Origin of the sequence: Dactylosporangium sucinum (assembly GCF_014647515.1) — a bacterium.
In the GTDB taxonomy this organism is placed as follows: domain Bacteria; phylum Actinomycetota; class Actinomycetes; order Mycobacteriales; family Micromonosporaceae; genus Dactylosporangium; species Dactylosporangium sucinum.
On the sequence record NZ_BMPI01000057.1, the window covers coordinates 293 to 17059 of the forward strand.

General features: G+C 76.4%; 17 protein-coding genes. 8 read left to right on the top strand and 9 right to left on the bottom strand.

All coding sequences use genetic code 11. From position 1 onward, the window contains the following. The 4 genes from IEZ31_RS40830 to IEZ31_RS40845 all read left to right on the top strand — a co-directional run. On the top strand, window positions 1–557 hold a 557-nt coding region (locus IEZ31_RS40830; protein WP_308429479.1), incomplete at its 5' end, for a putative PEP-binding protein. A gap of 20 nt (window positions 558–577) precedes the next feature. Continuing rightward, on the top strand, window positions 578–1432 hold the full coding sequence (locus IEZ31_RS40835) for a universal stress protein (protein WP_190255489.1): 855 nt from the start codon (window positions 578–580) through the stop codon (window positions 1430–1432). Between the two features lie 72 nt (window positions 1433–1504). Beyond that, window positions 1505–3964 carry a cation-translocating P-type ATPase gene (locus IEZ31_RS40840; protein WP_190255490.1) on the top strand — a complete coding sequence of 820 codons (2460 nt, stop codon included), beginning with the start codon at window positions 1505–1507 and terminating at the stop codon, window positions 3962–3964. Between the two features lie 32 nt (window positions 3965–3996). Next, on the top strand, window positions 3997–4311 hold the full coding sequence (locus IEZ31_RS40845) for an HPF/RaiA family ribosome-associated protein (RefSeq protein WP_190255491.1): 315 nt from the start codon (window positions 3997–3999) through the stop codon (window positions 4309–4311). 117 nt (window positions 4312–4428) lie between these two features. Here the strand turns inward: IEZ31_RS40845 and IEZ31_RS40850 are convergent, their stop codons facing one another. The 6 genes from IEZ31_RS40850 to IEZ31_RS40875 all read right to left on the bottom strand — a co-directional run bounded on the left by IEZ31_RS40850 (window position 4429) and on the right by IEZ31_RS40875 (window position 8823). Continuing rightward, the gene (locus IEZ31_RS40850) at window positions 4429–5391 is read right to left on the bottom strand and encodes an Acg family FMN-binding oxidoreductase (protein ID WP_190255492.1); all 963 of its coding nucleotides are present in this window, start codon (window positions 5389–5391) and stop codon (window positions 4429–4431) included. A 16-nt stretch (window positions 5392–5407) separates the two neighbouring features. Then, window positions 5408–6391: an Acg family FMN-binding oxidoreductase gene (locus IEZ31_RS40855; RefSeq protein WP_190255493.1), complete on the bottom strand. Its 984-nt coding sequence runs from the start codon at window positions 6389–6391 to the stop codon at window positions 5408–5410. A 10-nt stretch (window positions 6392–6401) separates the two neighbouring features. Further along, on the bottom strand, window positions 6402–6746 hold the full coding sequence (locus IEZ31_RS40860) for an iron-containing alcohol dehydrogenase (protein ID WP_229836457.1): 345 nt from the start codon (window positions 6744–6746) through the stop codon (window positions 6402–6404). Between the two features lie 84 nt (window positions 6747–6830). Beyond that, window positions 6831–7640, bottom strand: coding sequence for a universal stress protein (locus tag IEZ31_RS40865; protein WP_190255494.1), 810 nt, complete (start codon window positions 7638–7640; stop codon window positions 6831–6833). Between the two features lie 11 nt (window positions 7641–7651). After that, window positions 7652–8338 carry a CBS domain-containing protein gene (locus IEZ31_RS40870; RefSeq protein WP_190255495.1) on the bottom strand — a complete coding sequence of 229 codons (687 nt, stop codon included), beginning with the start codon at window positions 8336–8338 and terminating at the stop codon, window positions 7652–7654. A gap of 74 nt (window positions 8339–8412) precedes the next feature. Continuing rightward, on the bottom strand, window positions 8413–8823 hold the full coding sequence (locus IEZ31_RS40875; protein WP_190255496.1) for a pyridoxamine 5'-phosphate oxidase family protein: 411 nt from the start codon (window positions 8821–8823) through the stop codon (window positions 8413–8415). Window positions 8824–9008: 185 nt separating this feature from the next. On the opposite strand from IEZ31_RS40875, the gene IEZ31_RS40880 reads away from it, so the two are divergent. Together IEZ31_RS40880 and IEZ31_RS40885 are read left to right on the top strand one after the other, a co-directional pair. Next, complete coding sequence (locus IEZ31_RS40880) at window positions 9009–10025, top strand: Acg family FMN-binding oxidoreductase (RefSeq protein ID WP_190255497.1); 1017 nt, start codon at window positions 9009–9011, stop codon at window positions 10023–10025. Beyond that, window positions 10022–11257 (top strand): acetyl-CoA hydrolase/transferase family protein, encoded by a 1236-nt coding sequence (locus IEZ31_RS40885; RefSeq protein ID WP_190255498.1) that lies wholly within the window; start codon window positions 10022–10024, stop codon window positions 11255–11257. Before IEZ31_RS40880 ends, IEZ31_RS40885 begins: the two co-directional genes overlap by 4 nt. Before the next feature lie 34 nt (window positions 11258–11291). Here the strand turns inward: IEZ31_RS40885 and IEZ31_RS40890 are convergent, their stop codons facing one another. Next, window positions 11292–11984, bottom strand: coding sequence for a CBS domain-containing protein (locus tag IEZ31_RS40890; RefSeq protein ID WP_190255499.1), 693 nt, complete (start codon window positions 11982–11984; stop codon window positions 11292–11294). Between the two features lie 191 nt (window positions 11985–12175). Here IEZ31_RS40890 and IEZ31_RS40895 point away from each other — a divergent pair, with 191 nt between their 5' ends. Together IEZ31_RS40895 and IEZ31_RS40900 are read left to right on the top strand one after the other, a co-directional pair. Further along, window positions 12176–13078, top strand: coding sequence for a universal stress protein (locus tag IEZ31_RS40895; RefSeq protein WP_190255500.1), 903 nt, complete (start codon window positions 12176–12178; stop codon window positions 13076–13078). Further along, window positions 13075–14079 (top strand): Acg family FMN-binding oxidoreductase, encoded by a 1005-nt coding sequence (locus IEZ31_RS40900; protein ID WP_190255501.1) that lies wholly within the window; start codon window positions 13075–13077, stop codon window positions 14077–14079. The genes IEZ31_RS40895 and IEZ31_RS40900 overlap by 4 nt, the downstream gene beginning before the upstream one ends. A 45-nt stretch (window positions 14080–14124) precedes the next feature. Here IEZ31_RS40900 and IEZ31_RS40905 read toward each other — a convergent pair whose 3' ends face one another. After that, window positions 14125–16038: a sensor histidine kinase gene (locus tag IEZ31_RS40905; RefSeq protein ID WP_190255502.1), complete on the bottom strand. Its 1914-nt coding sequence runs from the start codon at window positions 16036–16038 to the stop codon at window positions 14125–14127. Between the two features lie 122 nt (window positions 16039–16160). After that, a complete protein-coding gene (locus IEZ31_RS40910) occupies window positions 16161–16742 on the bottom strand; it encodes a CBS domain-containing protein (protein ID WP_190255503.1) in 582 nt (193 codons plus the stop codon). Window positions 16743–16767 lie beyond the last annotated feature (25 nt).

A 16767-nucleotide genomic window follows, 5' to 3' on the forward strand; every position in this document is an offset into this window, starting at 1 on the left:
CCGAGGCGGCCCGGCTGGTCGACGGCGCCCGGCCCGAGATCATGGTCCCGCTCGTCGGCGCCGTCGAGGAGCTGGAGGCCGTGCGCGAGGAGGCCCAGCGGATCCTGCGCGAGCTCGGCGTCGACGCGCGCATCGGCACGATGATCGAGGTGCCCCGCGCCGCGCTGACCGCCGGCGAGATCGCCCGCGCCGCCGACTTCTTCTCGTTCGGCACGAACGACCTCACCCAGATGGGCTGGGGCTTCTCCCGCGACGACGTCGAAGGGGCGTTCTTCTCGCGGTACCTCGAACTCGGCATCTTCGGCGTCTCCCCCTTCGAGTCGATCGACCGCGACGGCGTCGGCCGGCTGGTGCGCATCGCCGTCGACGAGGGCCGCGCCGCCCGCCCGGACCTGCACATCGGGGTCTGCGGCGAGCACGGCGGCGACCCCGACTCCATCCACTTCTTCCACGACGCGGGGCTCGACTCCGTGTCCTGCTCGCCGTTCCGCGTCCCGGTCGCGCGCCTCGAAGCCGGCCGCAGCGCGGTCACGGCGGGCGGCTCGGACACCCGCTGACCACTCCCCGAGGAGGAGCCATGAACACACTGGTTGACCGGCGGCGCGTCGTCGTCGGCTACGACGGCTCGGCCGAGGCGCTGGCCGCCGTCGACTGGGCCGCCGCCGAGGCGGAACGGGCCCAGGCCCAGCTGCAGGTCGTCAACGCCTACCGGGTGGCCTGGCCCGGCGCGTACTACGACATCGCCCCCGAGATGACCGAGGCCACCGCCCGGTCGGCCGAGGAGCTCGTCGCCGAGGCCGTCGACCGGGTCCGCGGGCGCGGCACCGGCCTCGACGTCATCGGTACCGCCGTCGACGCCCTGCCCGCGGCCACGCTGCTCGACGTCGGCGACGCCGGCGCCCGGCTGCTCGTCGTCGGCAACCGGGGCGCCGGCGGGCTGACCAACCTGGTGATGGGCTCGGTCAGCCAGCAGGTCGCCACCCACGCCCACGTCCCGGTGGCGGTCGTCCGCGGCCGCACCACCGCGACCGACGGCCCGGTCGTCGTCGGCACCGACGACTCGCCCGGCTCGGACACCGCGCTCGGCCTCGCGTTCGAGGCGGCCCGCGCCCGCGGCGCCGGGCTCGTCGCGATCCGCGCCCACGTGCCCCCGATCCGGCCGGTGCTGCCGCTGAGCGAGATCAGGGCGCAGGAGCACGCCGCGCTGGACGCCTCCCTCGCCCGCTGGGCCGGCAAGTACCCGGACGTCGTGCTGGAGGCCCGGGTGGCCGTCGGGCGGGCGGCGAAGGTGCTCGTCGGCGTCTCGCACACCGCGCAGCTCGTCGTCGTCGGCAGCCGGGGCCACGGCGGGTTCACCGGCCTGCTGCTCGGCTCGGTCGGCCAGCAGCTCATGCACCACGCGGAGTGCCCGGTGCTCATCGCCCACGGGTAGGCGGGCGACGGCCCGGCGCCGGGGTGACCTTCGGCCCTGACGCCGGGCCGGTGCGCGGGTCACGGTGGATGCATGACGACCACCACGTCGGCGCCGGCGGGTCTCACCACGGCCCGGGCCGCCGAGATCCGGTCCACGACGGGGCGCAACGAGCTGCCGGCGGCGCGGCCGCCGTCGGTCGCCGGGCGGATCGTCGCCCAGCTGCGCGACCCGCTCATCATCGTCCTGCTGGCCGCGATGGCGGTCACCGCCGTGCTGCGCGACGTGGCCGACCTGGCGGTGATCGCCCTCGTCATCGTCCTCAACACCACCATCGGCGTGATCCAGGAGATCCGGGCCGACCGGGCCGTCGCGGCGCTGCGGCGCATGGCGGCACCCCTCGCGCGGGTCCGCCGCGACGGCGCCGACGCCGTCCTGCCGGCCGGCGAGCTGGTGCCCGGGGACCTGGTGCGGGTCGAGGCCGGCGACGTCGTCCCGGCCGACCTGCGCGTCGTCGAGGCCGTGCGGCTCACCACCGACGAGTCGGCGCTCACCGGCGAGTCGATGACGGTGGCGCGGGCGGCCGGCGAGGAGCTGTCGGCCGGGTCGGTCACCGCCACCGGCCGGGCCATCGGCGTGGTCGTGCGGACCGGCACCGACAGCGCGCTGGGCCGCATCGCCGCGCTCGTCGCCGGGCAGCCCCGCCGGGCCACCCCGCTGCAGCGGCGCCTCGCCGGGCTCGGCAAGGTGCTCGCCGTCGTGGCGGTGGCCCTGTCCGCGGTCGTGTTCGCCGTCGGCGTGCTGCGCGGCCAGCCGGTCACCGAGATGCTGCTCGCCGCGGTCAGCCTGACGGTGGCCGCGGTGCCGGAGTCGCTGCCGGCCGTCGTGACCCTCTCGCTGGCGCTCGGCGCGCACCGGATGGCCCGCCGGTCGGCGATCGTGCGGCGCCTCCCGGCCGTCGAGACGCTCGGCTCGGTCACCGTCCTGGCGACCGACAAGACCGGCACCCTCACCGAGGGCCTCATGAGCGTCGACCGGTTCGTGCTGCCCGACGGGGCGACGATCACCTTCTCCGGCCGGGGCTACGACCCGGACGGTACCGCCGAACCGCCGCCCGGCCCCGACGGCCTGGAGCTCGCCCGGGCGCTGGTGCTGTGCACCGACGCCGACCTGGCGACCGCCGACGGGTCCTGGACCCCGGTCGGTGACCCGATGGAGGCCGCGCTGCTGACCGCCGCCGGGCGCTGCGGTGTCGCCGTCGCGCTCCGCTCCCGCTTCCCCCGGGTCGACGAGGTGCCGTTCGACGCCGAGCGCCGCCGGATGACCACCGTGCACGCCGACCCGGACGGCGGCTACCTGGTCGTCGTCAAGGGCGCCCCGGACGTGCTGCTCACCGGCGATGCCCTCGGCGCGGCGCGGCTCGCCGACGACGGATACCGGGTGCTGGCCGTCGCCGCCGCGCACCACGACGAGCGCCCCGGCCACGACCGCCTCGACGACGGGCTGCGCCTGCTCGGGCTGGTGGTGCTCACCGACCCGGTCCGCGAGGCGGCACCGGCCACCGTCGCCGCGTTCCACGCCGCCGGCATCCGGCCGATCCTCATCACCGGCGACCACCCGGCCACCGCGACCGCCGTCGCCACGCGGGTCGGCCTGGTCCGGCCCGGCGACGACCCGGCGGCGGCCGTGTACGCGCGCACCCGGCCCGAGGAGAAGCTCACCATCATCGAGCGGCTCCAGCGCGAGGGTCACGTCGTGGCGATGACCGGCGACGGGGTGAACGACGCGCCGGCGCTGCGCCGGGCCGACATCGGCGTCGCGATGGGCCGCGGCGGCACCGAGGCCGCCCGGCAGGCCGCCGACCTGGTGCTCGCCGACGACGACCTGGCCACGATCGGGCGCGCGATCCGCGAGGGGCGGCGCATCTACGCCAACATCCGCCGGTTCCTGGTGTACGCCCTGGCCGGTGGGGTCGCCGAGATCCTGGTCATGCTCGCCGGGCCGTGGCTGGGCCTGGCGGTGCCGCTGCTGCCCGCCCAGATCCTGTGGATCAACATGATCACCCACGGCCTGCCCGGCGTCGCCCTCGGCGGCGAGCCGGCGTACCCGGGCCTGATGCGCCGCCCGCCCCGCCGGCCCGACCAGGCCGTCCTCGGCGGGCTCACCGGGCGGATCGCGCTCATCGGCGCGCTCATCACGGCCACGGTCCTCGGCGCGGCGCTCTGGACGGCGCACACCGGCGGTCCCTGGCGCACCGTGCTGTTCGTGACGCTGGGCCTGGCCCAGCTCGGGGTGGCCCTCGCGCTGCGGGTGCGGGCCGGCCGGGCCCGCAACCGCAGCCTGGACGCCGCCGTCGCGCTGTCGCTGCTGCTGCAGGTGGCGGCGGTGTGGCTGGCGCCGCTGCGGGACCTGCTCGGCACCGAGCCGCTCACGGTCTTCCAGCTGGCCGCGTGCGCCGTGGTCGCGGCGGTGCCGGGCGCGGTCACGGCCCTTGCGACCCGCCGGGCCGGGACCAACGGCCCTGTGACCGGCGCCGCCGCCGCGGTCGAATGATCACAGGCTCCACCGATGAAGGGACGGCAACGATGTCTCGCACACACCCCGAGGTCGACGTCAGGGTCCAGGTCCAGCCGGGCATGGAACCGCGGATCGCCGGATACGCCCGGGAGAAGGTCACCGCGGCGATCGGCCACACGGGCACACCGGTGCTGTACGCCCGGGTCCGGCTCGACCGGATCGGCAACCCGGCCGCGTCCCGGCCGGTGACGGCCCGCGCGGAGATCGACCTCAACGGACACGTCCTGCACGCCGAGGCGCACGCCGACACCCCGTACGAGGCGGTGGACCTGCTGCAGGACCGCCTGCTGTCCCAGCTGGAGCGGCGCACCACCGTCCGCTGACCGCGGGTGGCTGCCGGCGGGGCAGGTCCGGGACGTCCGGCCCTGCCCCGCCGCCGTGTCGAGCGGGATGGTGGAGACACCAGGAGCACCAGCACCGGTTGAGCGTGCTGCGGGCTGCTACTCCACGACCTCGATGATCTGCTCCGCCGGCAGCCGCGGCGTGTGCGGCGGGCCCGCGTGGTCCGGGTCGGCGACCCCGAGCCGCAGCACCAGGTACGGATAGCCGGTGTCGGAGAGCATCCGCCGCAGCGCCTGCCGGGTGAAGTCCAGCTCGACCGGGCTGCTCAGCGGCAGCACGGTCGTGCCGTGCCCCGTCGCGCACAGCCACACCTCGCCGAGCGCCTCGCCGGCGCGCAGCCAGTGGTCCGGCTCGTCGGCGTCGCCGTAGAGCACCGCATACGACGCGGCGGTGTCGTGGCCCTCGCCCGCGGCCAGGGTGCCGGTCACGCCGAAGTCGCGCTCGGCCACGGTGGTCAGCGGCAGCTCGGCCGGCAGGACCGCGGCGGGGACGCCGGAGCCCTCGGGCCGGTCGCCGCCGACCCAGGAGGCGGTCTCGGCGCGCATCCGCTCGTCGCGGCGGTGCGCCTCGTCGGCGTGCTCCACCATCACGGCGAGCTGCAGCACCTCGTCGCGGCGCAGCACGTGCAGCCGGGCGCCGGCCTGGCGGGCCGCGTCGACGAGGGCCTGGCGGACCCCGGGCGGCACCGGCTCCGGGCTGACCACCCGCCGGTCGGTGTGCCGCACCTGGAGCAGCTGGAGGCGCTGCATGGCGTGCGGGTCGGCGGGCTCGTGCGCGACGGCCCGCACGACGGCGAGCGGCTCACCGGCCGGGCGCTCGACCTCGGCGGTCCAGCCCTCGGCGGCCAGGCCGACCAGGGCGTGGTGCAGGGCGGCCCCGCAGCTGACCAGCATGAGCCGGCCGCTCGGGTCCTGCTCCTGCAGCTGCCGCGCGGGCACGGCGTGCAGCTCGAGCCGGTCGCCGCGCACGACCCAGCGCCACGGCTGCGTGTTGTGCACCGACGGCGCCAGCCGGGCGGTCTGCGCCGCGCCGACCAGCGCCTGGGTGGCCTGTTCTGTCATGTTCCCCACCTCATGGTCATGGTTGACCCGGTAGTCCGACAGTATCGGTGCCGGAACGGCGGGTCGACACGGGGACCGGTGCGGCGTCCGGCGCCGGGTGGCCGACCCGCAGCGCGATCGCCGGGTGGCCGACGCCGCCGAGCAGCCGCTGCAGCGCGGTCCGGACCGACTCGACCTCGACGACCTCGCTGATGGGCGAGGCCGCCAGCCCGCGCGCGGTGAGCGTGAGCCAGACGTCGGAGAGGGCCTCCCCGGCGGCGAGCCACGCGGCGGGCGCCTCGGCGTCGACCACGAGGACGAGGTACACCGTGCCCAGATCGCTGCCGGGGCCGGGGTCCAGCGTCGCGGGCGCGGCCAGGTTCAGGTCCCGCGGTGTGAGCGTCCGCGGGCCGGTCGGCACGGTGCTGCGGGCCGAGACGCCGTCGCGCTCCTGCCGCGGGCGGGTCGTCCAGGCCAGGATGTCGGCGCGGTACCGGTCGTCGGACCGCTCCACGGCGTTGGCGTGGGCGACCGCGGACGCGAACGCGGTGACCTGGTCGGCCCGCACGACGTGCAGGTGTACCGCGTGCCGCTCGGCCGCCGACCGCAGCTCGGCCAGCACGGCGTCGCCGGGCCGCCGGTCGCCGAACGGCCGCCGGTCGGTGCGGCGGCGGTAGATCGCCCGGTACAGCTCGCCGTCGGCCGGGCCGGGCGTGCCCTGGCGGATCCGGGCGAGCAGGTCGGGCCGCTCCGGGTCGGGCAGGCGTTCGACGTCGGCCGCGTACCCGGCGGCCCGCAGCGCGACGACCGCGTGGTGCAGGGCGGCGCCGCAGCTGAGCAGCAACAGCCGCCCGTCGGGGTCGATGCCGTCGAGCCGCCGGGCCCGGTCGGCCCACAGCTCGGTGTGGCTGCTCGCCAGGCGCCACCGCCAGGGCTGCGTGTTGAGGATGGACGGGGCGCGCAGGGCGGCGATCGACGCCTCGGCCAGCTGGTCGATCTCCGCGCGTGGGTGCTGCGTCATGACGGACTCCTCAGCCGTAGTAGGCGCTGCGCATGAGCTCGCGCAGGTCGGCGAGCATGGGCATGCGGGGGTTGGCCGGGGCGCACTGGTCGAGGTACGCGTTCATGGCCTGCTGCGGCAGGGCGTCCAGGAACGCCGCCTCGTCGACGCCGGCGGCCCGCAACGACGGCTCGATGCCGGCCTCGGCGCGCAGCCGCCCGACCGCGGCGGCGTAGGACTCGACGCCCTCCTCGGGCGTGGCGGCCGGCAGGCCGAGCATGCGGGCGATGTCCTGGTACCGCTGCGGCGCGACGTACCGCTCGTACTTCGGCCAGGCGGTCAGCTTCCCCGGCACCGCCCCGTTGTGCCGGATCACGTGCGGCAGCAGGCGCCCGGGCGGCCCGGTGCACGAGCCGCTCGATCGCCGCGACCGGCGCCTCGACGATGATGGTCACGGTCCTCACATCCCTCGTATCGAAGGGCTCGGCACGGGGAGCCGGGCCCGGCGGGGCGCGTCCCGCACCAGGGCGACCGGGCAGGTGGCGTTGGCGACCACGGCCGCCGCGACGGCGCCGGGCTCGCGGTGGCGGTTGCCCACCACGACGAGGGAGGCGCCGGCGGCGGCGTCGAGCAGGCGGGCGGCCGGGTCGAGGCCGGCCAGGACGTCGACCGCCACCGGCACCTCGGCGAACGCCGGCCGCCAGGCGGCCAGGGCCTCGCTGAGCCGCCGGCGCGCGTCCGGGCCGGCGGCGCCGTCCGGGGGCAGGACGTGGCAGATCCGCAGCGCCGCGCCCCGGCGGCCGGCCGCGTCGAAGGCGAACCAGAGGGCCGGCGCGTGCGGTACCGCGTCGTCGAGGCCGAGCACCACCGGGCCGGTGGCGTCCGGTGCCACGCCCGCCACCACGACCGGACAGCCGGCGTAGGCGAGGACGTGCGCGGCGGTGCGCCCGCCGTACCGGCCCAGGACGAGCAGGTCGGCCGAGCGCGTGGCGCGCACGAGCGCGGCGGCCGGGGCCCGGTCGGCGACGACGGCCCGCACCTCGAGCCCGGGGTGCTCGTGCAGCAGTGCGGCGCGGGCCGCGTCGACGAGCCGCCGGGCCGCGGTCTGGGCGTCGTCGGCGAGGCCGAGCTGGCCCAGGGCGGCGTAGGCGGCCCGGTCGAGCGGCGCGTGGACCAGGCGGAGGGTGTCCGCCTCCGCGGCGGCGTAGCGGGCCGCCGCCCACGCGGCCGCGGACCCGTCGTACCCGGCGACGACGCTGTGCGGTGGCATCTGCCTGCACCTCAGACGTCGAAGGTGTAGCGGTGCTGCACCGTCGTGTCGTCGAAGCCCCATTCCAGGTCGTCGGTGACGCCGACGACGCCGTCGAGCGCCCGGACCAGGCGGACGGCGATCTGCGCGGTGCTGCGGCGGTCCACCTGCCCGGCGAGGGTGACGTGGCCCTCCTTGACGGCGACGACGACCTCCATCGGGTCGAGCCACAGGACGCCGCGCAGCACGCCGTCGATGACCGCGCCGCGGATCTCGTCGTCGTCGCGCAGGTATCGCCGCAGCAGGTCGCGGCGGGCGACCACGCCGACGAGCCGCTCGTCGTCGTCCACGACGGGCAGCCGCTTCACCCGGTGGTGCTCCATGAGCTGCGCGGCCCGGGTGAGCGTCGCGTCCGCGGACACGGTCACGGCGGGTCCGGTCATGAGCTGCTCGGCGGTCTCGCCGCCGGCCTTCTCCTTGGCGACGCGGTCGCGCCGCCGCTCGAACAGCCGGGCGTGCACGTCGGCGCCGTTGAACTCGACCTTGTGCAGCAGGTCGGCCTCGGAGACGACGCCGAGCACCCGCCGGTCGTCGCCGGTCACCGGCAGGGCGCTGACGCCCATCTCGACGAGCAGGTCGACGATCCTGCGGTAGCCGGCGCCCGGGGCGACGGTCACCACGTTCCGGGTCATCACGTCACGGACCAGCAGCGGTTGCATCGACCTGTTCCCTTCTCGCGTCCTGCGTTCACCGTGCCGCGCGAGCGGGACCGGCACACGGGCCGAAGGTCACATCACGACGGGACCGGCACCAGTTCGTAGCCGGTGACGAGGTCGCAGTCGATGCCGACGACGCAGTTCATCGTGTCGTCCACCCACGGCTGCAGGAGCCGCTCGTACCGGGCGACGCGCTCCTCGTCGAGGATCAGCCGCGCGGTACCGGTGACGACCACGGTCCAGCCGGCGTGGGCGCCGACGTCGATCGTGTCGGCCTCGTACGCGACGACCACCGGCCCGTTGGCGGTGGCGGTCGAGCCGAGCGCGGCGCCGAGGTTGGTCCGGATGACGATCGTGCCGTCGTCGAGCAGGTGGTTCACCGGCCGGATCGCGGGCAGCGCACGCTGCGTGAACACCACCCGGCCGACCGGCACCGACGCCAGCAGTTCCAGGCAGCGTTCCCGGCTCAGTGACCGCAGTTGTGCCATCGTGCTCCTTCCCGATCCCGTCGACACTGCCGCCGCTCGCGGGCCGCCGCCAGGGCCGAACGGCCCGTGCGACCCGGGACCTTCCGCGGGCCTCGCCCGGGCCCCGGGCCGGCCTCAGCCGGGTCCCGCCCCGGGCGGGACCATCGCCCCTGGCCGGCCGCCCGCCGGTGGGTCAGGGTCGGGGCATGGACGAACGCCTCCCGGACCGCACGGCCGCGGCCTGCGTGCGCGCCGCCCTCACGGCGCCCTCGGCCCACAACACCCAGCCGTGGCTGTTCCGCCTCGGTACCGATCGGATAGACGTGCTGACCGACCCGCGGCGGGCCCTGGCGGTCATCGACCCCGACGGCCGGGCCATGCACCTGAGCGTGGGTGCCGCCGTGTGCAACCTCCGCCTCGCGCTGGCCGCCGCGGGCTGGACGTCCCGCCTCGCCGGGCCGGGCCGCGTGGTGCTCGGGCCCCGCCGCGAGCCCGGCGCGGGCGTGCTCGTCCTGGCCTCGGCGATCGGTCACCGCCGCACCAACCGCGGCCCGTACTCGGCCGCGCCGGTCGGGGCCGACGCCCTCACCGCGCTGCGGCTGGCGGCGCAGGCCCCGGACATCCGGCTGACCGTCCTCGACCCGGTCCGCCGCAGCGCCGTCCTCGCCCTCACGCAGGCGGCCGACGAGCGGCAGCGCGCCGATCCGGCGTACCGGTGCGAGCTGGCCCGCTGGACGGACGCCGACGGCACCCGGCGCGACGGCGTCCCGGCCCGCACGTTCGGGCCGCGCGCGACGACGGCCCCGCTGCCGCTGCGCGACTTCGGCCTCACCCTGCCGGCGGTGGAGCGCACCGCCGCCCGCTTCGAGCGGCACCCGCTGCTGGTGGTGCTGCACAGCCGCCGGGACACGCCGGGCGGCTGGGTGGCCGCCGGGCGGGCGCTGCAGCGGGTGCTGCTCACCGCGACGGTGCACGGCCTGGCCACCCAGCCGATGACCCAGGCCCTCGAGGTGCCGGAGTTCCGGCGGTACCTCATCGACCCGGACGTCCGCTGGTGCCCGCAGATGATCCTGCGCGTCGGCCACGCCCAGCCGGCGCCGGCCGGACCGCGCCGCGACCTCCGCACGGTGGTGCTCCGCGAGCCCGGCGACCGGCCGCTGCCGAGGACGACCGCGTTCCCCCGGGGCGCGCTGGTCGGCGCCGGCCGGAGGTCCGGCCGGTGACGCGCCTGGTGACCGAGCCGGAGCTCGCCCGCATCCTCGCCGCGCTGCCCGGCACGCCGCGGATCGTCGCGAGCGGCAACTTCGCGGCGCCGCAACGGCTGCTGACGATCGCCGACGCCGCCGTGGCCGAGTTCCGGCTGTTCATGCTGAACGCGCAGCCGGGCATCCCGGACCGGCCGGGGGTCGGCTACGAGACGGCGTTCGTCGGGCCGGGCATGCGGGGCCACGCCCGGTTGCGGTACTTCCCGTGCCGCCTGTCGCTGGTGCCCGCCCTCCTGCGCCAGCGCCTTCAGCCCGACGTCGTGCTGCTGCACACCGCCCGGCCGTCGGGCGGCACGGTGAGCCTCGGCGTCGAGGTCAACGTCCTGCCGGCCGCGGTCGAGGCGGCCCGCGCCCGCGGCGGGATCGTCGTCGCGCAGGCGAACGCCGCGATGCCGGTCACGTACGGCGACGCGCAGCTGCCGCTGGACGCCGTGGACTACCTGCTGGCGGCGGACGAGCCGCTGACCACGCCCGTGGCCGCGGCACCCGACGGGATGTCGGCCGCGATCGGGGAGCGGGTCGCCGCGCTCATCCCCGAGGCGGCCACGCTGCAGCTGGGCATCGGCGCGATCCCCGACGCCGCGCTCGGCGCCCTGCTCGACCGGCGCGGCCTGCGGATCTGGTCGGAGATGTTCTCCGACGGGGCGCTCGCGCTGGAGAAGGCCGGCTGCCTCGACCACGACACGCCGGTGACGGCCTCGTTCTGCTTCGGCTCGGCCGAGCTGTACGACTGGGTCGACCGCAACCCGCGGGTGCGGATGCTGCGCACCGAGACGACGAACGACCCGGGCACGATCGCGGCGCAGCCGGCGCTGTTCAGCGTCAACAGCGCCCTGCAGGTGGACCTGTTCGCCCAGGCGAACGCGAGCCGGGTCGGGGCGCGCACCCACTCCGGGTTCGGCGGGCAGACCGACTTCATCGTGGGCGCCATGCACTCGCCGGGCGGCCACGCGATCATCGCGCTGCGCTCCTGGCACCCGAGGGCCGACGTCTCGGCGGTGGTACCGCTGCTGACCGGCCCGGTGACCTCGTTCCAGCACAGCTGCATCGTCACCGAGCAGGGCACCGCCCGGATCTGGGGCCGGGACTCGGCCGAGCAGGCGCAGGAGATCCTCGACCACGCCGCCCACCCCGACGCCCGCGACGAACTGCGGCGGGCCGGCCGGGAGCTCGGCCTGCCGCTGCGGTGAGGCGGGGCGGGCCCGTTCGGCCCGCCCGCCCCGTTCAGAACATGACCGGCGACCGGTAGCCGGGTCGCGCGTCGTCGGTGTCGTCGACGGCGGACAGGTGGCTCACCACGTCCACGACGCCGTCGACCCGCTCGACCTGCCGGACCAGCGACGGCACCACCGCGGCGCGCTCGACCTCACCCAGCAGCGTCACCACGCCGTCGTCGACCTCGACCCGCAGGCTCGCGGCGTCGACCCCGACCAGGCCGTCGACGGCCTCGGCGAGGATCTCGCGGCGGATCTCGGCGTCGGAGCGCAGGAACACCTTGAGCAGGTCGCGGCGGGTGACCATGCCGATGAGCCGGCCCAGCTCGTCGACCACCGGCAGGCGCTTGAGCTGGGCGGAGTCCATGATCCGGGCGGCGGCCACGAGGGAGGTCGTCGACATGACCGTGACCGCCGGCGCGTTCATCAGCTCCCCCGCCGCGGTCGCGTGCGCCTTGCCGCGGGCCTGGCGGGTCTGCCGGTTCTCGAACAGCCGGAAGTGCTCGTCGTCGCCCGCGAACTCGATCTTCGGGGTGAGATCGGCGGACGAGACGACGCCGACGACCCGGTCGAACCGGTCGACGACCGGCACCGCGTTCACCTCGTGCGCCTCCAGCAGATCGACGATCTCCTTGAAGGGCGTGTCCTCCTGGACGGACACCGCGCCGATGGTCATCACGTCGGCCACGTTCCAGCGGCTCATCTCGGCCTCCTCTGCGTCGTTTCGGGCTCCTGGGCCGAACGTACGACCGGCCGCGAGCCGCCCGGCAGGGCCGAACGGCACCCCGCACGGGAGCCGTTGGACGGGTCGTTCGGCCCTTGTCGCGGGACCGGCGGGCCGAGGGAAAATGGCAGTGAGGGACCACTGCGGCGCGAGACGCGAGGAGGTTTCCGATGGCCTACGAGTTCGGGCCGGTCGTCGTCGGGGTCGACGGATCGGCCGACAGCATGGGTGCGGTGCGCTGGGCCGCCGACGAGGCCTGCCGGTGGACCCGGACGCTGGTGGCGGTGACCGCCGTCCCGCCCGGCGAGGAGCTGGGCAAGGGCGCGGACCTCGCCGCGGCCGCCGCCGCGGTGGAGGCCCGGCGGTGGTGCGTCGGCGTCGCCGCGGTCGGCGAGACCCACTCCGGAACGCCGGTGGACGTCCTGCGGCACATGGCGGAGGAGGCCCGGCTCGTCGTGGTCGGCGGGCGGGGCGCGTCCGGCCGCACGGCCGAGCCACTGGGTTCGGTCAGCCGGGAGCTCGCCGCCCGGGCCGACGCCCCGGTGCTCGTGGTCCACGAGGCCCAGCGGTGGGCGGCCCCCGACGCCGCGCTGCCCCGCGACGGGACGGTCGTCGTCGGCTTCGACGGCTCCGCCCCCGCCAGGCGCGCGCTGCGCCTCGCGTTCGAGGAGGCCGCGGCCCGCTGCAGCCGGCTCGTCGTCCTGCAGGCCTGGCGGCATCTGGAGCTGTGGCGCCCGGGCGAGGACCGCGCCACCGACCTGTGCGACGCGGCCACCGTCGTCCACGAGGCGCTGTGCGCGGCGGCCGCGCCGTGGCGCGAGCGGTACCCGCTGGTGGAGGTCGAGGTCCGCAGCGAGCCCGGTGACCCGGTCGTGGCGCTCACCGTGGCCTCGCAGTGGGCCACCCTGCTGGTGCTCGGCACCCGGTGCCCGGCCGACGGGGTCCAGCCGTCGAGGCCGTCGGTGGCCAGTCGCGTCCTGCGGCACGCCGCCTGCCCGGTCCTGGTCGCCCACGGCCCGAGCCGGATCCCGGCCCAGCGCGAGCCGGTCGCGGCGGCGGGGAGGTCGTCATGACCATGCTCGTCGGCCCGGCGAGCCGGACCCTCACCGACGCGGCCGTGGCCGCGCTGCAGGCGCCGTCCGTGCTCAACACCCAGCCGTGGCGCTGGCACGTCGAGCGCGGCACGGCGTCCCTGTCCGCCGACCCGAGCCGCCGCCTGGCCAGGATCGACCCGGACCGGCGCCTGCTGGTGCTCAGCTGCGGCGCCGCGCTGCACCACGCCTGCGTGACGCTCGCCGCCGGCGGCGCGGACTTCGCGGTGGAGCTGCTGCCGGACGACCGTGCACCCGACCTGATGGCGATCATCCGGTACCGCGGAGAGACCGAGCCGTCGCCCGCGGCGCAACGCCTGCGCGACGCCATCGCGGCCCGCCGGTCCGACCGGCGCCCGTTCTCGGGCACCCGGGTGCCCGAGGCGGCGCTCGAACGGGTGCGCGACGCCGCCCAGCGGGCCGGCGCCCGGCTGCACCTCGTGCGGGCGGAGGAGCTCGTCGAGGTGATCGCCGCGGCGGGGCGCTCGGCGGCCGAGGAGATGGCCGACCCCGCCTACCGCGCCGAGCTGCTGGCCTGGCTGCGGCCGCCCGGCGTGGGCCGCGACGGCGTGCCCGTCGACACGATCGCACGGCCGGGTCTGCGGCCGGTGCCCATCCGCGACTTCACCGCCGCCGGCTACGTGCCCGCCATCTACAGCGACGCCGACGTCACCGACCGCGAGGCGCGCTACGGCATCGTCGTGACCGACGGCGACGGCCCCGCCGACTGGCTCCGCGCCGGCGTGACGCTGTCCGCCGTGCTGCTCGCCGCCACCGCCGAGGGGCTCGCCACGTCCGCGATGAGCGACCTGGTCGAGGAGCCCACCGCGCGCGTCACGCTGCGGCGGATGCTCGGCAACGTCGGCCACCCGGCGGTCGGCGTCCGGATCGGGGTGCCGGCGCCCGGACCGCTGCCGCGCAGGGCACCGCGCCGCCCGGCGGCCGAGATGGTCGAGGTGGTCGCCGAGCTGGCGCGCGGCTGACCCGGCCGGGACCGTCCCTGGACATGCTCCCGCACCGCCGGGCGTTCAGCGGGCGGCGGCATCGGGAACGGACACCGCGGCGGCGACCGGGTCCGGCTCGGCGACCGGAATCTCGGCGGTCAGTGTCGTGCCCTGCGCCGGCGGGCTGACGACGCTGAACCGCCCGCCCAGGGCCTCGACGCGGTCACGCAGTCCGCCGAGCCCGGTGCCACCGCTCGGATCGGCCCCGCCGACCCCGTCGTCGTGGACCGACAGCCGGACGTTTCGTTCGTCCGTGGCCACCGTGACGCAGGCGACCGACGCCTGGGCGTGCTTGGCGATGTTGGTGAGCGCCTCCGACACCACGTAGTACACCGCCACCTCCACCCGCTCGGGCAGCCGCTGCTCGACGCGCAGCTGCAGCTCCACCGGCACGGCACTGCGCCGGGCCAGGGTGCGCAGCATCGGGCCGAGCCCACCCTGGGTCAGTAGCGCCGGGTGAATGCCGCGGGCGAGGTCGGTCATGCTCTCGTGGATCTCGGTGAGGCTCCCCACGGTGTCGCGCAACAGCTGCCGCACCGCCGACCGGTCGTCCAGCGCCGAGTCCTCCGCGATGCGCAGCCGCAGGGCCAGCGAGACGATGCGCTGCTGCGGCCCGTCGTGCAGATCCCGTTCGATGCGGCGCCGCGCGTCGTCCGCCGCGGCGACGAGCCGGACACGGGACGCGACGAGCTGGGCGCGGTTCTCGGCGTTCGCGATGGCGGTGGCGACGAGCTCGGTGAAGCCTTGCAGGCGGGCCCCGGCGTCGGCAGGCACGGGATCCGTCCGCGCCGACATGACGAGGGCGACGCCCCAGAGCTCTCCGTCGACCACGATGGGCACGCCGACACCGCTGTGGACGCCGATTGCCCGCGCCCCCTCGGCGATCGGACCGGTGGCGGCGTCGTAGTCGATTCGTGCCGTACGGCGGGTGCGAAGGATGACGCCGGCGACGTTCTCCCCGGAGATCGGCAGGCTCGGGCTCTCGGGGAGCAGCCGCCCGTCCGCGTCGCGCGCGCAGATCGAGCTGACGGTGCCGTCCGGTTCGTACCGGATCAGGGCGGTGCTGAACCCCTCGAAGAGTCGGTGCAGTTCGGCGGTCACCGCCGCGAACACCTCCGCCGGTGGCCCGCCGGCGGCGACCATCGTGGCAACCCGCCGGAGTGCGGCCTGCTCCGCGAGCAGCGCCCGGGTCGCCCGCTGGCTCACCCGCAGCGTGCCGACGAGCTCGCGGCGGTCGAGGGCGGTGCGCAGGATCGACTCCAGTGCCGGGCCGACGCGGTCACGAATCCGGCCCACCGCCGCCGGTGGTGTGGCGTCCGGCAGGACCAGCCGCCCCACGCGGCGCGGTCCGTCACCGAGCCCGAGCACCACCGCGCCGCCGACCTCGTCCCGTCCCGGCGCGTCGGCGAGCTCGATCGACGCGCTGGGCAGGCCGAGCCGGGTCGCGAGGTGCCGCGAGCCGGCCCGCAGCCCGGCTCCCAGGTCGTCCTGCCCGAGGATGAGGCGCGCCAGTTCGGCGGCCAGGTCCGCCTCGGCCGCCCGCTGCTGCGCCTCGATGGTGCGCGATCGGGCGACATTGGCCAGCCCGCTGCTGACCAGCGCAACGGTCGCGAAGATCACGGCTCGCACGAGGTCCTGGGACACGGTCAGGTGCAGACCGTTCGACCCGACGTGGAAGTAGTTGAACGCCACCGTGCTGGCCAGCGCGGTCAGGACGCCGAGCCGGGCGCCCCACACGGTCGTCACCGCCAGCACGCCGAGGATGTAGAGGGCGGCGCTCGGCTGGGTCGCCGGCGAGGCGGTACGGACGGCCCCCAGCAGGGCCGTCTCGGCAGCGACGACGGCCACCGCCACAACCACGCCGACCGCCAGCGGCGGCGGTGTGGCCGGCAGCAGACACGACATCAGGCGACCCCGGACCGCGTTCGTCACCGTCATGCGGCCTCCCGCACGTGCCCGGAGCGCGCGGGCCCGCGCCGCTCCGATGTACACACGTACGACCGTTCGCCTCACCGGCAGGCCGCATCACCACCCGCGGCGGGTGACATCGGCGCCGGCGCTCAGGCGGCGCGGGCCCGCACCTGGAGGGTGGTGACGCCCGGTGTGGTTCGCACGAGGGCCACCACCGCGGACCGCTCGGCCTCGTCGTCGAACTCGCCGCCGATGGTCGCGGCGGCCTCGTGCACCGTCACCGGCCAGCGGCGCCGCCCGTCGGCGTAGACGTCGAGGCGGTGCTGCGCCTCGCGCTGCGCGGCGTCGTCGGTCGGCAGCAGCGTCCGCAGCACGTCGCAGCGGCTGACGACGCCGACGACGTGCTCCTCGACCACGACCGGCACGGTGTGCGCGGCCCGGCGGACCATGGCGTCGGCCAAGTCGGCGACGTCGGCCTCGGGCCAGGCGGTCACGGGCAGGCCCGACATCACGTCGCGCACCCGCTGCGCGGTGGCGGATGGCGCCGCGCCGGTTCGGGCCTGGTTCTTGAGCAGGTCGACCTCGCTGACGAGGCCGACGAGCAGGTCGTGCTCGTCGACGACCGGGGCGGCGGTGATCGAGCGCCGCTCCAGCAGCGTGACCGCCTCCGAGACCGGCGCGTCGGCGTGCACGGTGTACGCCGGGGTGCTCATGATGTCCTTGGCGTGCATCGTTCCTCCTCATCGGTTCGTGCCG